Consider the following 16,120-nt stretch of genomic DNA (forward strand, 5'->3'; position numbering starts at 1 on the left):
ATACGTTTCAAGCCTTGAAGTGGCGATCTGGGACATCCTATCCCTTCACGCCTGCCACGCTCTCCCGTTCCACCAGCGGGCACTCCAACTTGGTGATCGGATAGCGGCCGCGGCCGGGCGTCGGCGGCGTCTCCAACTGCTCGATCGCCCATTGGCCCATCGCCAGATGCGGCAGGATGGAGGTAGTCAGCGGCGGGAACAGATGGCGGGCGATCTCCTCATCGTCATAGCCGACCACGGAGATGTCCTGCGGGATATGCAGGCCGGCTTCCTTCAGCGCTTCGTAGCAGCCGATCGCGGTGCGGTCGTTCTGGCAGAAGATGGCGGTGGGCCGGTCCTTGAGCCCGAGCAGCTTGACCGTCGCGGCATAGCCGGCGCTGGCCGACCAGTCGCCCTCGACCACCAGTTCCGGGTCGAACGGGATGTCGGCGGTGGCTAGAGCGCGGCGATAGCCCTTGAGCCGATCCTGCGCCGCCTGCATCCACGGCTCGCCGGTGATGGTGGCGATGCGGCGATGGCCATGGCCGATCAGGTGTCTCGTCGCGCTCTGGCCGCCGGCGATCTCGGAGGGAACCACGGCCGGGAAAGCATAATCGGCGGTGTAGCAGTTGAGCAGGATGACCGGCATCTCGAGACTGTAGAGGAAGTCCGGCGCGGCGATCTCGCGGGTGAAGATGGTCATATAGATCAACGCCGTGATGCCGCGCCCCGTCAGCGCCTGGATGGCGCGCGGCTCCATCACCGCGTCGCCCATGGTCTGCGCCACCAGAAGCACGTTGCCGGCGTTCCACGAGGCCTGCCGCGCACCCTCGATGGCGACCACCGCCTCGGGGCTGGTGGCGAGCTGGTCGACCGCGAAGCCGATGACGCCATCCAGGCCCTCGAAGGGCGTCACCGGCGGCCGCAGCGCGGAAAAGACCGGCGGCGAATAGCCCAGCGCTCTGGCCGCCTCGATCACCCGGTCGCGTGTCTGTTGCGACAGCCTGATGCCCGGCGAATTGTTGAGCACGAACGAGACCGTCGCCTGCGAGCAGCCGGCGGCGCGCGCGATGTCGGTCATGGTGACACGTCCTTTGGGCTTGGCGGCCGGCTTGCGGCGCCTGGAAGCCCCGGGAGGATCGCGCAGTTCCGTCGGTTCACTCATGGTCGGTTCCCAAACCCGGCCGGCTCCAAAGCAAAGGCCGATTGCAACGGCAAGATGGTCGGCACGCTCATCTGAAACACACTATTGATAATAAGTATTATCAAGCGCGACATGCAAATCGCCGGCCGCGCCGCGTCGCGACGAAATCAGTCCGATAAGTCAGCAGCGCTGACAATTTCTACGGGTTTCCATGCGATAGAACGCTTTTGCGCACGTGCTCTCCTCACTCTCGGCGCATCTTTCGACCAGCGTCTCCTCCGCTTCGAAAGCACGCGCCTCATCCCAAAACTAATACTCTTTACTAATAGCTGTAAGCGTTCTACTGTCAACTCGTCGTAACCGTCCGGGCTTCCGCTCGGTGCCGGCAAAGTGCGAAGGATGCTCGCTCGAAAGCCGGCGGGATGGCCGGTTTGGGCGCGTGTCCATCCTCACGAAAATGTCAGACAAATCGGACTATTTACGAATGCCACATGAGTGTCTAGTGTCTCGACCGCGGCCGGATCGGAACCGTTCTTAAGTCGGCGGACCTTTGCGCCACACCCTTGAGGAGGAGGGTTATCCGTGCCGCAGCCGAGACATCAGCGAAGAGTTCTACAAGGGAGGTTGAACTATGAAATCCATGATACGCAACGCATCCGTCGCCGCGGCGGCCTTGGCATTAGGCCTGTCGGCAAGCGCCAGCGTGCGCGCCGACGACAAGCCGACGCTGGCCTTCGTCGTCAACGGTGCGTCAGACTTCTGGAAGGCGGCGGAAGCCGGCGTGAAGAAGGCGCAGGGCGAACTGCCCGACTACAATCTCGAGCTCAAATATCCGGAACAGTCTTCGGTCGCCATCCAGCAGCGGCTGATGGATGATCTGGTGACGGCAGGCGTCAAGGGCATCATGGTCTCGGCCGTCGATCCCAAGACCTCGACCGACGGATTGAACAAGATCGCGTCGGAAACCGCGCTGTTCACCACCGACTCGGATGCGCCGCAGACCAAGCGCGTCGCTTATATCGGCTCGTCCAACGTCGATGCCGGCAAACAGGCGGCCGAAATCGCCAAGAAGGCGATGCCCAACGGCGGCAAGTGCCTGGGCTTCGTCGGCCTGCTCGGCGCCGACAACGCCAAGGAGCGCATCCAGGGCATGAAGGACGGGCTCGCCGGCAGCAAGATCGAGCTGGTCGACGTGCGCGGCGACGACATCGACCAGGCGCGTGCCAAGAAGAACGTCGAGGACGCGCTGGTCGCCAGCCCCGATATCACCTGCATGGTCGGCTTCTATTCCTACAACACGCCGCGCATCTATGAAGCGCTGCGCGACGCCGGCAAGCTCGGCCAGATCACCGTCGTCGGCTTCGACGACGATCCGATCACGCTGGGCGGCGTCAAGGAAGGCACCGTCGCCGCGACCGTGGTGCAGCAGCCGTTCGAATGGGCCTATCAGGGCATGAAGCTGATGGCTTCCTACCTCAAGGGCGACAAGTCGGGCATCCCGGCCAACAACCTGATCATCATCCCGACCAAGATCATCGGCAAGGATGATGTGGACGCCTACGCCGCCAACCTCAAGGCGATGCAGGGCAAGTAAGCTCAGGACAGTTGCGCCGGCTCAAGGTTCGCCTTGAGCCGGCGTTCGTATTGACGGACCTGCCAAGGCCCGTCAGTCTGTGGCCACCGGCTGTTGCCCCGTGCGGTAAACTATGGCGTGATGACCTCTACCGATTCCACTCAACCGACCACCGCTCCGTTCCTGAGCCTCGAGGCCGTGCGCAAGACCTATCCGGGCGTTGTGGCGCTGGACAGATTCTCGATGGAGGTCCGGCCCGGCGAGGTCATAGGCCTGGTCGGCGAAAACGGCGCCGGCAAATCGACGCTGATGAAGATCCTCGGCGGTGTGACGCGGCCGGACAGCGGCACCATCACCGTCGATGGCGCGGCGCACGACGCGCTGATCGTCGAGCAGAGCATCGGCTCCGGCATCGCCTTCGTGCACCAGGAATTGAACCTCTTCGAAAATCTCGACGTCGCCGCCAACATCTTCTTCGGCCGCGAGCCGCTGCGCGCCGGGCCGCTGAGGCTGGTCGACCGCGCGAAACTGCGCGAGATGGTGGCGCCGCTGCTAAAGCGCGTCGGCGCCAATTTCTCGGCCGACGCGCCGGTGGCATCGCTGTCGCTCGCGCAGCAGCAGATGGTCGAGATCGCCAAGGCGCTGTCGATCAAGGCCCGCCTTGTCATCCTCGACGAGCCTACTTCCAGCCTGCCGATGGCGGAAACCGAAAAGCTGCTCGACGTCATCAAGGGCCTGAAGGCGCAAGGCATCAGCGTCATCTTCATCTCGCACCGGCTGCATGAGATCGAGCGCGTCGCCGACCGCGTCGTGGTGCTGCGCGACGGCACGCTGGCCGGCACCCTTCCCAAGAGCCACATCAATCACGACGAGATGGTCAGGCTGATGATCGGCCGCATGCTGAAGGAGCGCGAGAAGGCCGGCGAGGCCGCGCGGGCTCCGGGCAGCGTAGCCCTGTCGGCGGATGCGATCCGCACCAGCACCTATCCGGACCGGCCGGTCAGCATCGAACTGAGGCGCGCGGAGATCCTCGGCCTGGCGGGCCTGGTCGGCTCCGGCCGCACGGAGCTGGCGCGCGTGCTGTTCGGCATCGAAGAGCGGTTGGCCGGCAGCGTCACGCTCGACGGCAAGCCGCTGAATGTGACATCGGCGGCGGATGCGGTGGCGAATGGCATCTTCCTTGTGCCGGAGGACCGCAAGCTCACCGGCATACTGCTGGACCTGTCGATCGCGCAGAACATTTCATTGCCCAACCTGCCGGCCCATGCCAGGCGCTCGCTGGTCTCGGTCGGCGCCGAGCTCGCGACAGCCGAAAAGCAGAAGAAGAACCTCGGCATAAAGGCGCCGTCGGTGCTCACCCGCACCGGCACGCTGTCGGGCGGCAACCAGCAGAAGGTGGTCCTGGCCAAATGGCTGGCGATGAACCCCAAGGTGATGATCCTGGACGAGCCGACGCGCGGTATCGACATCGGCGCCAAGGCGGAGATCTACGGGCTGATGCGGGCGCTCGCCGATGCCGGCGTCGCCGTGCTGATGATTTCCAGCGACATGGAAGAAGTGATCGGCGTGTCGGACCGCATCGCGGTCATGCATGAGGGGCAGATCTCCGGCATCCTCGATAAGGACGATTTCAGCCAGGAGAACGTGCTCTTGCTGGCGGTCGGCAAGAAGCCGAAACTGCTGCAAGCGGCGGGAGGAGCGCTATGAGCAAGAAAGATCTCGGCCTGCTGATCCTGATCCTGGTGGTCGGCGCGGTGGTGACGGCCATCAACCCGCGCTTCCTGTCGGCGATCAATCTCGCCAACACCTCCAACCTGGTCGCACTGTTCGGCATCCTGTCGATCGGCCAGGCCTTCGTCATCATCACCGGCGGCATCGAATTGTCGGTCGGCTCGGTGATCGCCCTGCTCGGCACGCTGTTCATCGACTTCATCGCGGTGCGCGAGGTGAGCTGGCCGCTTGCCTTCGTGCTGATCCTCGCGCTCGGCGCCATCATCGGCTTCGTGCATGGCTGGCTGATCACGCGGCTGAAACTGCAGCCCTTCGTGGTGACGCTGTGCGGCCTGCTTATCTATCGCGGCGTGGCGCGCTTCTATACCGCCGACGGCACGGCGGGCTTCGCGTTCGGGCAGAACTTCCCGACGCTCGAGTTCCTGACCGCGGGCCGCTCCTACGGCCTGCCGAACAGCTTCATCGCGCTGATCGTCATCGCCATCGTTATGTGGGTGGTGCTGCACCGCTCGGTCTTCGGCCGCTATCTCTATGCGATCGGCAAGAACGAGGAAGCGGCGAAATATTCCGGCATCCGCACGGGCCGGGTGATCATCGCCGCCTATGTCATCTGCGGCGTGCTGACGGCGCTGTCGGCGATCTATTTCGCCATGTACACGCGCTCGATCTCGCCGGCGAGCCACGGCCAGTTCTATGAGCTTTATGCCATCGCCGCGGCGGTGCTGGGCGGCTTCTCGCTGCGCGGCGGCGAAGGGTCGCTGGTCGGTGCTGTCCTCGGCACCGTGCTGCTGCAGGAGTTGCAGAACCTCGTCAACCTGCTCGGCATTCCTTCCTCGCTCAACTTCGCGGTGATGGGCGGCGTGATCCTGATCGGCGTGCTGGTCGACCAGCAATGGGGCGTCTTCCGCGCCCGGCGCCGGATGCTGGAGGCGTCTCGCAGGGGCGTCGCCGGCGCGCCGGCGGAGTAGTCTCGCTCTTCCGTCCACATCGGATCGGGTTCCGATTGGATCGATGCTCGCGGTGAAGCCGCGGGCAGGGCCGGATTCGTGGGCGGATTGCAACAACGCGTGAACCGGAAAACAGCCCTTGTCGCAGAATCGGGGCTGGGCTAAGCAAATGGTATCTGAGGGATCCAAGAACAAAATATGGGAGAAATTACCGTGACATCATCACGTTGGATCGCGTTCGCCGCGCTGGCGTTGACCTGTTCGACCCCGGCTATGGCCAAGGACTGGAAGACCGTGACGGTCGCGATGGAGGGCTCCTACGCCCCGTGGAACCAGACCGACGCCAGCGGCAAGATCGTCGGCTTCGAGGTAGACATCCTGAACGACGTCTGCGCCCGCGCGAAGCTGGAATGCAGCATCGTCGCGCAGGATTGGGATGGCGTCATTCCCGGTCTCACGGCAGGCAAGTTCGACATCGTCATGGACGGCATGTCGATCACCGAAGAGCGCATGAAGACCATCGACTTCTCGATTCCCTACGCGTCGTCGCCGGTGGCTTTCCTGGCCGACAAGAACGGTCCGCTGGCGCAGATGTCCAACACCGGCAAGATGATCGATCTGTCGAAGGACGACGCCGAATCCAAGGCGGCGCTCGACACGCTGCGCAAGGAGCTCACCGGAAAGAATGTCGGCCTGCAGGTTTCGACGACGGAGGCGACATTCGCCGACAAATATCTCAAGGATGTCGCCAACGTCCATGAATACAAGACCACCGACGAGCACGACCTCGACCTGATGGCGGGCCGCATCGACGTCGCCTTCGCCGACACCACCTATTTCCTCGGCACGCTGGCCAAGCCCGATGCGAAAGACCTGGAATTCGTCGGCCCGCAATTCAAGGGTGGCCCGATCCTCGGACCGGGCATCGGCGCCGCTTTCCGCAAGACCGACAAGGACCTGCAGGACATCTACAACAAGGCGCTCAAGGCCGCGCTCGATGACGGTTCGGTGTCGAAATATTCCATGCAATGGTTCAAGATCGACATTACCAAGTAATGTCGCAACGGGAGCAGCCAAGGCTGCTCCCGTTTTGCATTGAGCATATACGTCGATGCCTATCTCGGCGCCCGCAGGAGCCGTAAGTGGAGTTTCTCAACGATCTCAAGGATCAGGTTTCGACGGCCTATGAGCTGTTGGCCGCCGGCTGGGGCGTGCAACTGCTCTGGGGCATCGCCTGGACGCTCGCCGTCACCGTCGTCTCGATGCTGATCGGCGCCGTGCTGGGCTCGCTGGTGGCGGCGGCCAAGCTTTCGCATCGCGGCGGATTGAGATTCATCGGCGAGAGCTACACCACCGTCTTCCGTGGCGAACCGGAACTCCTGATCATCTACCTGTTCTACTATGGCGGCACGCAGATCCTGACCGGCGTGGCGCGCTCGACCGGATCGATCGGCTCGGCGGACATCTTGAACATGCCGAGTTTCCTCGGCGGCGTTCTCGCGGTCGGCATCATTTCTGGCGCCTACCAGGCCGAGGTTTTTCGCGGCTCGTTCCTGGCGATCCATCGCGGCGAGCTGGAAGCGGCGCGTGCCTACGGCATGTCGGCCTGGCTGCGGTTTCGCCTAGTGATCATGCCGCAGGTCTTGCGTCTCGCGGTGCCGGGGCTGGGCAATGTCTGGCAATTGACCATCAAGGATTCGGCGCTGATCTCGGTCACCGGCGTCGCCGAGCTGATGCTCACCGCCAACAAGGCAGCGCGCTCGACGCATCATTCGCTGCTTTTCTACACGCTCGCCGGCATCCTCTATCTGGTGATGACCTCGATCTCGACGCCGATCTTCGACAGGGCCGAGCGTTACACCTCCCGAAGCTTCACACGGCCGAAATAAGAGGTGGCGGTGGATTTCGACTTTTACCTTTCGACCATGTGGAGCGTGCTGAAGGCGCTGCCGCTGACGCTCGAGATCTGGTTCTTCGGCATCGCCTTCGGGCTCATCATCGCCACCGGCCTGACCTGGCTGCGGGCTTCCGGCTACAAATCGGGCGAGTATTTCACCCGCGCCTATGTCTTCGTCTTCCGCGGGTCGCCGTTATTGGTGCAGCTTTATCTGGTCTATTTCGGGCTCTCCCAGTTCGACTTCGTGCGCCACAGCCCGATCCTGTGGCCGATCCTGCGCGATCCGATGTACTGCACCATCGTCGCCATGGCCTTGAATACTGCGGCTTATGAGAGCGAGATTTTCCGCGGCGCGCTGCGCGCGGTGCCTGTCGGCCAGATCGAGGCGGCCAAGGCGTTCGGCATGTCGGCCTTCACCCGCTTCCGCCTCGTCACGCTGCCGATCGCGCTGCGGCTTGCGTTGCCGGCCTATTCGACCGAAATCATCCTCATGACCAAGGCAACCGCGCTGGCGTCCGTGGTCACCATCATGGAGATGATGGGAACGGCGCAGAAGATCCAGCATGACACGTTCCGGCCGATTGAGGTGCTGACCTGCGCCGGCGTGATCTACCTGCTTCTCAACCTGTCGATCGCCCGGTTGTTCGCCTGGGTCGAGCACCGGCTTTCGCCGCATCTGCGTCCCCCGCCCGAGCAGAGCCAGCAAGTCAAACCCGTACCGGAGGTGTTGTGATGTCGGCAAATGTCGCCGCTGCCGCGAAAGCCGCGCCGTCCTCCGATGAGACGCCAGCCATCAGCGTAAAAGATCTGCGCAAGTGCTTCGGCGATCATGAGGTGCTCAAGGGCATTTCGCTCGAGGCGCACAAGGGCGATGTGATTTCCATTCTCGGCTCCTCGGGCTCCGGCAAGAGCACGATGCTGCGCTGTATCAATCTCCTGGAGACCCCGGATTCCGGCGAAGTGCGGGTGGACGGCGAGCTCATCAAGATGAAGCGGGGTCGCGACGGCCACCAGATGCCCGCCGACATCCGCCAGGTGGAGCGGATCCGCGCCAACCTCGCCATGGTTTTCCAGAGCTTCAATCTGTGGTCGCACATGACCGTGCTGGAAAACCTCGTCGCCGCGCCGACGCATGTGCTGAAGCGGCCGCGCGCGGAGTGCCTGGAGCAGGCCGAGGCATTGCTGAAGCGCGTCGGTATATGGGAGCGCCGCAACTACTATCCGCCCCACATGTCGGGCGGCCAGCAGCAGCGCGCGGCAATAGCTCGCGCGCTGGCGATGAATCCCAAGGTGATGCTGTTCGACGAGCCGACATCGGCGCTCGATCCGGAACTGGTCGGCGAGGTGCTGCGCGTCATGCGCTCGCTGGCAGAAGAAGGGCGCACCATGCTGGTCGTCACCCATGAGATGGGTTTTGCCCGCGACGTGTCGAGCAAGGTGATGTTCCTGCACAAGGGCGAGGTGGATTCGGCCGGCGAACCGAAGGAGATGTTCGCCAGGCCGTCGACGCCGCAGTTCAAGCAGTTCATCGCCAACTTCAATAAGTGAAGCGCTGCGTTTCACCTTCTCCCCTTGTGGGAGAAGGTGGCCGCGAAGCGGCCGGATGAGGGGTGCTGGACGGAGCGAGGCGCTGGCGTTTGGGCACAACGGTGCTGCCAGGCGAAAGCCACCGCCAAGCTGGAGCACCCCTCATCCGTCTCGGCGCTTCGCGCCGATCCACCTTCTCCCACAGGGGGAGAAGGGAAAGCGCTAGATCATGTCCGACAGATCCGAGAACGCCATCGCCTTGCGCAGCACCTCGGCGAAGCGTTCGCCGGCGATTTCCTTGTCGCCGCTGTTGTCGATCGAGGTCACGTCCGGTCCCGTCAGCTTGACGCTTGTGCTCCGCGCCAGGCGGGCAAGCACTTCGCCGCGCGATTCACGGCCGCGCGCCGCCAGCCGCTCGGCGAGGATCTCCGGCGTGGCGGTGATCTCGACCACGGCCAGGTTGGCGTAGCGCTCGCGCAGCGCCGGGATGACCGATCGAGAGACATTCGCCACGGCTACATGACCGTTGGCCACGGCCCAGTCGACATCGGCCGGCAGGCCATAGCGCAGGCCGTGCGCGTCCCAGCACAGCGAGAAGGCGCCGTCCGCCTCCGCCTCGGCAAAGGCGGCATCGGCCAGCGTGTCGTGGTCCTCGCTTGCCGTGTCGCTCGGCCTGGTGATGACACGGCGCACGAATTCCAGCCGCGTCTCGCCGGCAAAGCGCGCCTTGGCGTAGCCGATCAGCGTGTCCTTGCCGGCGCCGCTCGGGCCGACCACCGCGACGAAGACGCCGTTGCGAATCGGCAGGCTGTCGGCCAGCTCGCGCTCGATGAGGGCCGAGACCATCATGCGACCCGGCCGCCCTGACGCCACACGGTGCGCACGACCGGCACATGGTCGTCCACGCGCACCCGCACCAGGTCGGCCCGGCGGCCGGGCTCGACGACGCCGCGGTCGGCGAGGCCGATCGCTTCGGCCGGGTTCTTCGAGACCATGGCGACCGCCTGCGGCAGCGAGATGCCGTCGACGACATCGCCAAGGAAGAAGGCCGACTGGATCAGGCTGAAGGGGATGTAGTCGGATGAAAGGATGTCGAGCAGGCCGTCGGCGGCAAGCGTGCGCGCCGAGACATTGCCGGAATGCGAGGCGCCGCGCATGACGTTCGGCGCGCCCATCAGCACGCCGAGGCCTGCGGCTTTCGAGGCCTTGGCCGCCTCTTGCGTCGTCGGGAACTCGGCGACGCGCACGCCCTGCTCGATCGCTTCGTCGACATGGCCGGCGGTCGCGTCGTCATGGCTCGCCAGCACGATGCCGCGCTCCTGGCAGGCGGCCGAGATGAAGACGCGGTTCGGACCGGAATTGCGGGCCGATTCGGCCATCCGCTTCTCGCAGAATTTCTGGAAGTCGCGGTCCGTCAGCTTCAGCTTGCGCTGGTAGTAGTAGGCATAGGTCTCGAGGTTGACGAACTGGCGCTGTCCGGGCGCGTGATCCATCAGCGAGGCGAGCTTAACCCGCTCGTCGGTCTCGAAATTGGCGAAAGCCTCGAGGCAGTCCGGCGCCGAGACCTCGCAGCGCAGATGGATGAAATGGTCGGCCCTGAGCCTGTCCTGGCGCACGCTGTCCTCAATCGCGTCGGCCAGCTTGCGAACGTCGTCAGATTTCAGGTCGGCATCCTCGTCCATGCCGACGCGCAAGGCGTCGAGCACCGTCGTGATGCCGGCGGTCGCCACCTGGGCGTCATGGGCAAGCACGGCGGCGATCGGGTTCCAGCGCACTTTCGGGCGCGGCGCGTAGTGGCCTTCGAGGTGATCGGTGTGCAGCTCGACAAGACCTGGGATGATGTAGTCGCCGCCCATGTCCTCGCCGGCGCGGGCAGCCCCCGGCTCGACGGCGGCAATCAGGCCGTCGCGCAACAACAGCGAGCCCTCGACAATTTCATCGGGCAGCACGATGCGGGCATTGGTGAGAACGGTTTCGGCGGTCATCTCGGGCGGTCCTATCTCAAGCAGTCGTTTCAGAGCAATTCCAGGAAAAGTGCTTTGCGGTTTTCCGTCCGGAATTGCGTAAACAAAAAGATAGGGCGGTTCAGCGTTTCCGCTGATCCGTCCTATGCGGTCTTGCGGGCAGGCCTGCGGCCAAGCGCATGATGGGAAAGCACCATGAACGGGGCGCCGGGCTCGCTTTCGACGAACAATGTCAGCGCATCCACCGGCACCGGCTGCCGCAGCACATCGGCGAACAGGCCGTCGATCGCTGCACGAAGACGTGGGCTTTCCTGTGGCCCGACCCGCCCCGACAGCGTCATGTGGAAGCGGAACGTGTCGAAGACGTAAGGATAACCCCATTGGCAGAGGTTGCGGAACTCGTCCGGCTTCAGCGCATCGGGACTGCGGCGCTCGATCTCGGCCTCCGTCAGCGGCGCGCGGAACGGATCGAAGGCGCGCACCACCTCGCCGGCGAAATCGTTGAGTGGCGCAAACTGCGCTTCCGGCACCAGCGCGAAAAAGCCGTCGATCTGGCCGACGACGAGACGCGGGATGATCACAGGCGGCGTCGCCTCGGCGAAAGCATCGAGCGCGGCGCGCAGCGAAGCTTCCGTCTCGTTCGGCGCCAGCCGGAACGGGGCTTTCAGCGTCGCGTGGAATCCGTAGCGCCGGGCAGAGGCAGTATGGAAAGCGACTTCCGCGGCCGAAAGATCGCCCACGGCCTCGACCGGCCGCGTCGCCGCGCCGAACGGGTCGCGGCCCAGCCAGTTGGCGGCAATGCGCGCCAGCTTCTCGTCCTGCCCCGGGGTGTAGTAGATCGCGTAGCGCATGGGCGTTCCTCGTCAAGCGCGCTGCGCGCCCCAAAGGAATATGCGACGCGCTTCAAGTCATTGTCTTGGCAAGCCGTGGCCCAAACGCCGGAGCGCTTGCGGCGACATGCACCGGAACCGCTGCCATAGGTGATTTCCATGACGGATTGACGAAGCTTTCGTGGGTTTTCGAAGGCAAGTCCAGCACGGAGCTCGTTAGCCGACGATTTTTCCGGGCTGGACCAACGGCTTTGCCGGCGTGCCGATCAGGCCTTCATCAGCCATTCATGCTCGGCCGCGTTGTGGAATTTCCACGTCCGCTTCGGTCCGGCCATGACGTTGAGGTAATAAAGATCGTAGCCGTGGCAGGCGGCGCAAGGGTGATAGCCCTTGGGCACCAGCACGACATCGCCGTCCTCGATCGCCATCGCCTCGTCCAGCTCGCGCACGCCGTTGCGGTCGGCATCGGTGTAGACGCGTTGGAAGGCAAAGCCCTGCGGCGGGTTGAGGCGGTGATAATAGGTCTCCTCGAGATAGGATTCGGCCGGTAGGTTGTCCTGGTCGTGCTTGTGCGGCGGATAGCTCGACGTGTGGCCGCCGGGCGTGATCACCTCGACCACCAGCAGCGAATCCGCCGGCTTGCCCTCGGGCAGGATGTTGGTGACGTAGCGCGTGTTGGTGCCCTTGCCGCGCACCTCCTGGCCGAGATCGTCAGGTCCGATGACGCGCACCGGCAGACGGCCACCGAGGCCGGGCGCCGAGCAGACGGCGAGTTCCAGCTCGGTATCGGCGGTCACCGACCAGTCGGCGCCTTGCGGCACATAGACCGACCACGGCTTGCCTTCGAAGGGCGACATGCGCTCGCCGAGCAGGCCGAGGTCCTTGCCGCCGGCCGATGTCTTGCCCTTTCCGGTGACGAACACCAGGCAGACCTCGCGCTCGCCGGTTTTGCCGGACACCGTCTCGCCCGCTTTCAGCCGGTGCAGGTCGAAACCGACATAGGTCCAGCCGGCGCTTTGCGGCGTGACGTGAGCGACATGGCCGTGGCCTTTGTCGGCCTTGACGAGCAGTTTCGACATTTTTGTCTCTCCTATTCCGTTGGCCTTCGTTGGTTGCGGATCAAGGATCTTGCCGGCTGACAGAACCAACACAACCTTCGAGATTGGCCGAGGCCTCCAAACTTCGACATTCTAGGGCGAAGCAGGAGCGCAGCTCCGTCGCGGAGACCCTAGAATCCATGCCGTTACCTCAATCGAAGGGCGCTGCGGAGCAGAATTCTGTACCGCAGCGGCTGCTTCGAAGTCACGGAATGGATCCTAGGGTCTGCGCTACGTCGCTGCGCTCCTTGCTCCGCCCTAGGATGACGAAGCGAGGGGCGTTTCGGCTAATCGCCAACGCATGCGATCCGCCATGCACGCAGTATCCGATCCGTAGACGCTTCTGAGCCATGGATTAGTCACTCCTTCGGTCCGGGTTCGGCCTTGTTCTCCTCAATCGGCTTATAGAGGTAGAAAAACTGCCACACGGCATAGCCGGCGAAGCCCAGCGCGATGACGCCCCAGAACGGCGTGCCGGACGCGAATTCGATCACCGACCAGACCAGGCAGACCGCGACGACCGCGATACGGCGCCACAGCGGCCGGAAGAAGGGATGCTCATAGTCTTTCATCGCGCCAATCCAGGATTTGCCCAAAGCACAACGGATAAACCGGGCGCCCCGACTAATCCACTGCTCAGGCCGGAAAACCCTGCGTCTCGACCGTATAGCCGGCGGCCGTCATCACCCGCATAAGTTCCTTGTGGCCGACCTGGGCCATCTTGAGCGGCGGGTTCTTCTTCGGATCCTGCTCGGCCTCGACCACGAACCAGCCTTCATAGCCATGATCGGCGAAACGCTGCACGATGGCGCCGAAATCGAGTGAGCCGTCGCCCGGCACGGTGAAGGCGCCGAGCGCCACGGCGTCGAGGAAGGACTGTTTCGTGCGGTCGAGCCCGTCGATCACGCCCATGCGAACATCCTTCACATGGACGTGGTTGATGCGCTTGTGGTGATTGTCAATGGCGCGCAGCACGTCGCCGCCGGCAAAGGCGAGATGGCCGGCGTCGAGCAGCAGCGGAATGCCTTCGCCGGAGTTGCGCATGAAGGCGTCGAGCTCCGGCTCGGTCTCGACCACCGCCGCCATATGGTGATGGTAGGAGAGCGGCATGCCTTGCTCGGCGCACCACTCGCCGAACTCGGTGACGCGCCGGCCATAAGCCTTCATCTCGTCGTCTGAAAGTTTGGGCTTGGTGGCCAGAGGCTTGGAGCGGTCGCCCTGAATGGACCGGCCGACCTCGCCATAGACGATGCAGGGCGCGTCGACCGCCTTGAACAGGTCGATCATCGGCTGGATGCGGTCCTTGTTCCGGGAAATGTCCTCGTTGACAAGCGTGCCCGAGAACCAGCCGCCGCAAAGCGTGACGTCGGCCTCCTTCAGGATCGGCAGCATCACCTTCGGATCGTTGGGGAAGCGGCGGCCCATCTCCATGCCGGTGAAGCCGGCCGAGCGCGACTGGCGCAGGCATTCTTCCAGCGACACGTCATCGCTCAATTCCACGAGATCGTCATTCCACCATGCGATGGGGGACATGCCCAGTTTGGCTTTCAAGTCGTCACTCCAATGTCGGTTCGTTGCGAGCCGGTTCAGCCCTGACGGCTGCCCACGGCTTCCTCGTATTTCTTGCGCGCGGCATTGACTTCGCGTCGCGACGAGACTTCCGGCACGGCGACATCCCACCAATGGCCGCCGGCCTCGGTCGACACCAGCGGGTCGGTGTCGATGACCAGCACCGTCGTCTTGTCGTTCTTCTTCGCCTTGGCCAGTGCTGTCTCCAACTCGGCGATCGATGCTACCTTCTCGGCCACGGCACCTAAGCTTGCCGCATGCGCGGCGAAGTCGACGTCAGGCATCACCTCGTGGCGCGCGTCCTTCAAGAGGTTGTTGAAGTTGGCGCCGCCGGTCGCCATCTGCAGCCGGTTGATGCAGCCATAGCCGCGATTGTCGAGCAGCACGATGGTGAGCTTCAGGCCAAGCATCACCGAAGTGGCGATCTCGGAATTGAGCATCAGATAGGAGCCGTCGCCGACCATGACGACCACCTCCTGGTCGGGCTTCGCCATCTTGACGCCGAGCCCGCCGGCGATCTCGTAGCCCATGGTCGAGAAGCCGTATTCCGCATGGTAGGAGCCGGGCGCGCCGGCCTGCCAGAGCTTGTGCAATTCGCCGGGCAGACCGCCCGCGGCATGCAGCAGCGTGACGCCCGAGCCCATGGCGCGCTGCACGGCGCCGATCACTTGCGCATCGGACGGATAGGCGGCGTTGGTCGATGCAGTCACCTTGGCGGCGGCGGCCTGCCACTCCGTCTTGCCCTTCAATGCATTGTCGGTCCACGCGGCCGGCGCTTTCCAGCCCTTCAGCGCGGCGGACAGCTCGGCAAGCCCTTCGGCCGCGTCGGCGACCAGCGGCAGCGCCCAATGCTTGCCGGCGTCGAAACCTTGCGTGTTCAGGCCGATGATGGTGCGGCCGGCATTCTTGAACAGCGCCCAGGAGCCGGTGGTGAAATCCTGCAACCTGGTGCCGACGGCGAGCACGACATCGGCCTCTTCCGCCAGCCGGTTGGCGGCCGACGTGCCGGTGACGCCAACGGCGGCCATGTTGAGCGGATGGTTGTCGGGCAACGAGGATTTGCCGCCCTGTGTCTCGCAGACCGGAATTCCGGCGCCCTGCACCAGCTTGGCGAGCTCGTCCGAAGCCTGCGAATACAGCACCCCGCCGCCCGCGATCACCAGCGGCTTCTTGGCGCCCTTCAGCGCCGCGACGGCTGCCGCCAGCTCGTTGCGGTCCGGGCGGAGCCGGCGCGGTGTCCAGACGCGCTCGGCGAACAGGCTTTCGGGATAATCATAGGCTTCGGCCTGCACGTCCTGGCAGAGCGAAAGCGTGACCGGGCCACATTCGGCCGGATCGGTCAGCACCTGCATGGCGCGGTTCAGCGCCGAGATGATCTGCTCCGGCCGCGTGATGCGGTCGAAATAGCGCGATACGGGACGGAAGCAGTCATTGACGCTCGCCGTGCCGTCGGAGAAATCCTCGGCCTGCTGCAGCACCGGGTCGGGCAGGCGGTTGGCGAAGACATCGCCGGGCAAAAACAGGACGGGCAACCGGTTCACATGCGCGAGCGCGGCCGCCGTCACCATGTTCAGCGCGCCGGGGCCGATCGAAGAGGTCGCGGCCATGAAGCGGCGGCGGAAATTGGCCTTGCCATAGGCGATCGCCGCATGCGCCATCGCCTGCTCGTTATGGGCGCGGAAGGTCGGCAACTCGTCGCGGACCTGGTAGAGCGCCTCGCCGATGCCGGCGACATTGCCATGGCCGAAGATCGCCCAGACGCCGCCGAAGATCGGCACCTTCTTCCCGTCGATCTCGGTCATTTGCCGGCTGAGGAAGCGGGTCAGCGCCTGCGCCATCGTCAGGCGGATTGTCTTGCTCAT

15 protein-coding genes are annotated in these 16,120 nt (G+C 64.3%); 7 read left to right on the forward strand and 8 right to left on the reverse strand.

Going from position 1 to position 16,120, the window contains the following annotated elements:
• Nucleotides 1–37 precede the first annotated feature (37 nt).
• On the reverse strand, nt 38–1,144 hold the full coding sequence (locus FJ423_RS17960; protein ID WP_181174825.1) for a LacI family DNA-binding transcriptional regulator: 1,107 nt from the start codon (nt 1,142–1,144) through the stop codon (nt 38–40).
• Between the two features lie 610 nt (nt 1,145–1,754).
• On the opposite strand from FJ423_RS17960, the gene FJ423_RS17965 reads away from it, so the two are divergent.
• The 7 genes from FJ423_RS17965 to FJ423_RS17995 all read left to right on the forward strand — a co-directional run bounded on the left by FJ423_RS17965 (nt 1,755) and on the right by FJ423_RS17995 (nt 8,819).
• Entirely contained in the window at nt 1,755–2,717 is a 963-nt protein-coding gene (locus FJ423_RS17965; protein WP_140843592.1) for a sugar-binding protein, read from the forward strand.
• Between the two features lie 120 nt (nt 2,718–2,837).
• The gene (locus FJ423_RS17970) at nt 2,838–4,403 is read left to right on the forward strand and encodes a sugar ABC transporter ATP-binding protein (RefSeq protein ID WP_140843706.1); all 1,566 of its coding nucleotides are present in this window, start codon (nt 2,838–2,840) and stop codon (nt 4,401–4,403) included.
• Nucleotides 4,400–5,395 carry an ABC transporter permease gene (locus FJ423_RS17975; RefSeq protein ID WP_095768037.1) on the forward strand — a complete coding sequence of 332 codons (996 nt, stop codon included), beginning with the start codon at nt 4,400–4,402 and terminating at the stop codon, nt 5,393–5,395. The genes FJ423_RS17970 and FJ423_RS17975 overlap by 4 nt, the downstream gene beginning before the upstream one ends.
• 192 nt (nt 5,396–5,587) lie before the next feature.
• Nucleotides 5,588–6,430 (forward strand): transporter substrate-binding domain-containing protein, encoded by an 843-nt coding sequence (locus FJ423_RS17980; RefSeq protein ID WP_140843594.1) that lies wholly within the window; start codon nt 5,588–5,590, stop codon nt 6,428–6,430.
• 86 nt (nt 6,431–6,516) lie between these two features.
• Nucleotides 6,517–7,263, forward strand: a complete 747-nt coding sequence (locus FJ423_RS17985; protein ID WP_140843596.1) for an ABC transporter permease subunit — start codon at nt 6,517–6,519, stop codon at nt 7,261–7,263.
• A gap of 9 nt (nt 7,264–7,272) precedes the next feature.
• Nucleotides 7,273–8,004, forward strand: a complete 732-nt coding sequence (locus FJ423_RS17990; RefSeq protein ID WP_224631606.1) for an ABC transporter permease — start codon at nt 7,273–7,275, stop codon at nt 8,002–8,004.
• Nucleotides 8,004–8,819, forward strand: a complete 816-nt coding sequence (locus FJ423_RS17995; protein WP_140843598.1) for an ATP-binding cassette domain-containing protein — start codon at nt 8,004–8,006, stop codon at nt 8,817–8,819. Before FJ423_RS17990 ends, FJ423_RS17995 begins: the two co-directional genes overlap by 1 nt.
• Before the next feature lie 201 nt (nt 8,820–9,020).
• On the opposite strand, the gene phnN is transcribed toward FJ423_RS17995, so the two are convergent.
• The 7 genes from phnN to iolD form a co-directional block, all read right to left on the reverse strand.
• On the reverse strand, nt 9,021–9,647 hold the full coding sequence (gene phnN / locus FJ423_RS18000) for a phosphonate metabolism protein/1,5-bisphosphokinase (PRPP-forming) PhnN (RefSeq protein WP_181174826.1): 627 nt from the start codon (nt 9,645–9,647) through the stop codon (nt 9,021–9,023).
• The gene (locus tag FJ423_RS18005) at nt 9,644–10,783 is read right to left on the reverse strand and encodes an alpha-D-ribose 1-methylphosphonate 5-triphosphate diphosphatase (protein WP_140843600.1); all 1,140 of its coding nucleotides are present in this window, start codon (nt 10,781–10,783) and stop codon (nt 9,644–9,646) included. The genes phnN and FJ423_RS18005 overlap by 4 nt, the downstream gene beginning before the upstream one ends.
• A 122-nt stretch (nt 10,784–10,905) precedes the next feature.
• Complete coding sequence (locus FJ423_RS18010; protein ID WP_140843602.1) at nt 10,906–11,613, reverse strand: DUF1045 domain-containing protein; 708 nt, start codon at nt 11,611–11,613, stop codon at nt 10,906–10,908.
• A 245-nt stretch (nt 11,614–11,858) separates the two neighbouring features.
• The gene (gene iolB, locus FJ423_RS18015) at nt 11,859–12,671 is read right to left on the reverse strand and encodes a 5-deoxy-glucuronate isomerase (RefSeq protein WP_140843604.1); all 813 of its coding nucleotides are present in this window, start codon (nt 12,669–12,671) and stop codon (nt 11,859–11,861) included.
• A gap of 377 nt (nt 12,672–13,048) precedes the next feature.
• Nucleotides 13,049–13,261, reverse strand: a complete 213-nt coding sequence (locus FJ423_RS18020; protein ID WP_095768043.1) for a DUF3329 domain-containing protein — start codon at nt 13,259–13,261, stop codon at nt 13,049–13,051.
• Nucleotides 13,262–13,325: 64 nt separating this feature from the next.
• Nucleotides 13,326–14,240 carry a myo-inosose-2 dehydratase gene (gene iolE / locus FJ423_RS18025; protein WP_140843606.1) on the reverse strand — a complete coding sequence of 305 codons (915 nt, stop codon included), beginning with the start codon at nt 14,238–14,240 and terminating at the stop codon, nt 13,326–13,328.
• A gap of 35 nt (nt 14,241–14,275) precedes the next feature.
• The gene (gene iolD / locus FJ423_RS18030) at nt 14,276–16,120 is read right to left on the reverse strand and encodes a 3D-(3,5/4)-trihydroxycyclohexane-1,2-dione acylhydrolase (decyclizing) (RefSeq protein ID WP_140843608.1); all 1,845 of its coding nucleotides are present in this window, start codon (nt 16,118–16,120) and stop codon (nt 14,276–14,278) included.

This window comes from Mesorhizobium sp. B2-8-9 (assembly GCF_006439475.1).
Classification (GTDB): Bacteria; Pseudomonadota; Alphaproteobacteria; order Rhizobiales; family Rhizobiaceae; genus Mesorhizobium.

What these genes read in the sequence shown, in the direction of transcription:
- FJ423_RS17965 (WP_140843592.1), top strand. Translation starts at nt 1,755, where the DNA reads ATGAAATCCATGATACGCAACGCATCCGTCGCCGCGGCGGCCTTGGCA.
- phnN (WP_181174826.1), bottom strand. Translation starts at nt 9,647, where the DNA reads ATGATGGTCTCGGCCCTCATCGAGCGCGAGCTGGCCGACAGCCTGCCG.
- iolD (WP_140843608.1), bottom strand. Translation starts at nt 16,120, where the DNA reads ATGAGCAAGACAATCCGCCTGACGATGGCGCAGGCGCTGACCCGCTTC.
- FJ423_RS18020 (WP_095768043.1), bottom strand. Translation starts at nt 13,261, where the DNA reads ATGAAAGACTATGAGCATCCCTTCTTCCGGCCGCTGTGGCGCCGTATC.
- iolB (WP_140843604.1), bottom strand. Translation starts at nt 12,671, where the DNA reads ATGTCGAAACTGCTCGTCAAGGCCGACAAAGGCCACGGCCATGTCGCT.
- FJ423_RS17995 (WP_140843598.1), top strand. Translation starts at nt 8,004, where the DNA reads ATGTCGGCAAATGTCGCCGCTGCCGCGAAAGCCGCGCCGTCCTCCGAT.
- FJ423_RS18005 (WP_140843600.1), bottom strand. Translation starts at nt 10,783, where the DNA reads ATGACCGCCGAAACCGTTCTCACCAATGCCCGCATCGTGCTGCCCGAT.
- FJ423_RS17960 (WP_181174825.1), bottom strand. Translation starts at nt 1,144, where the DNA reads ATGAGTGAACCGACGGAACTGCGCGATCCTCCCGGGGCTTCCAGGCGC.
- FJ423_RS18010 (WP_140843602.1), bottom strand. Translation starts at nt 11,613, where the DNA reads ATGCGCTACGCGATCTACTACACCCCGGGGCAGGACGAGAAGCTGGCG.
- FJ423_RS17975 (WP_095768037.1), top strand. Translation starts at nt 4,400, where the DNA reads ATGAGCAAGAAAGATCTCGGCCTGCTGATCCTGATCCTGGTGGTCGGC.
- FJ423_RS17970 (WP_140843706.1), top strand. Translation starts at nt 2,838, where the DNA reads ATGACCTCTACCGATTCCACTCAACCGACCACCGCTCCGTTCCTGAGC.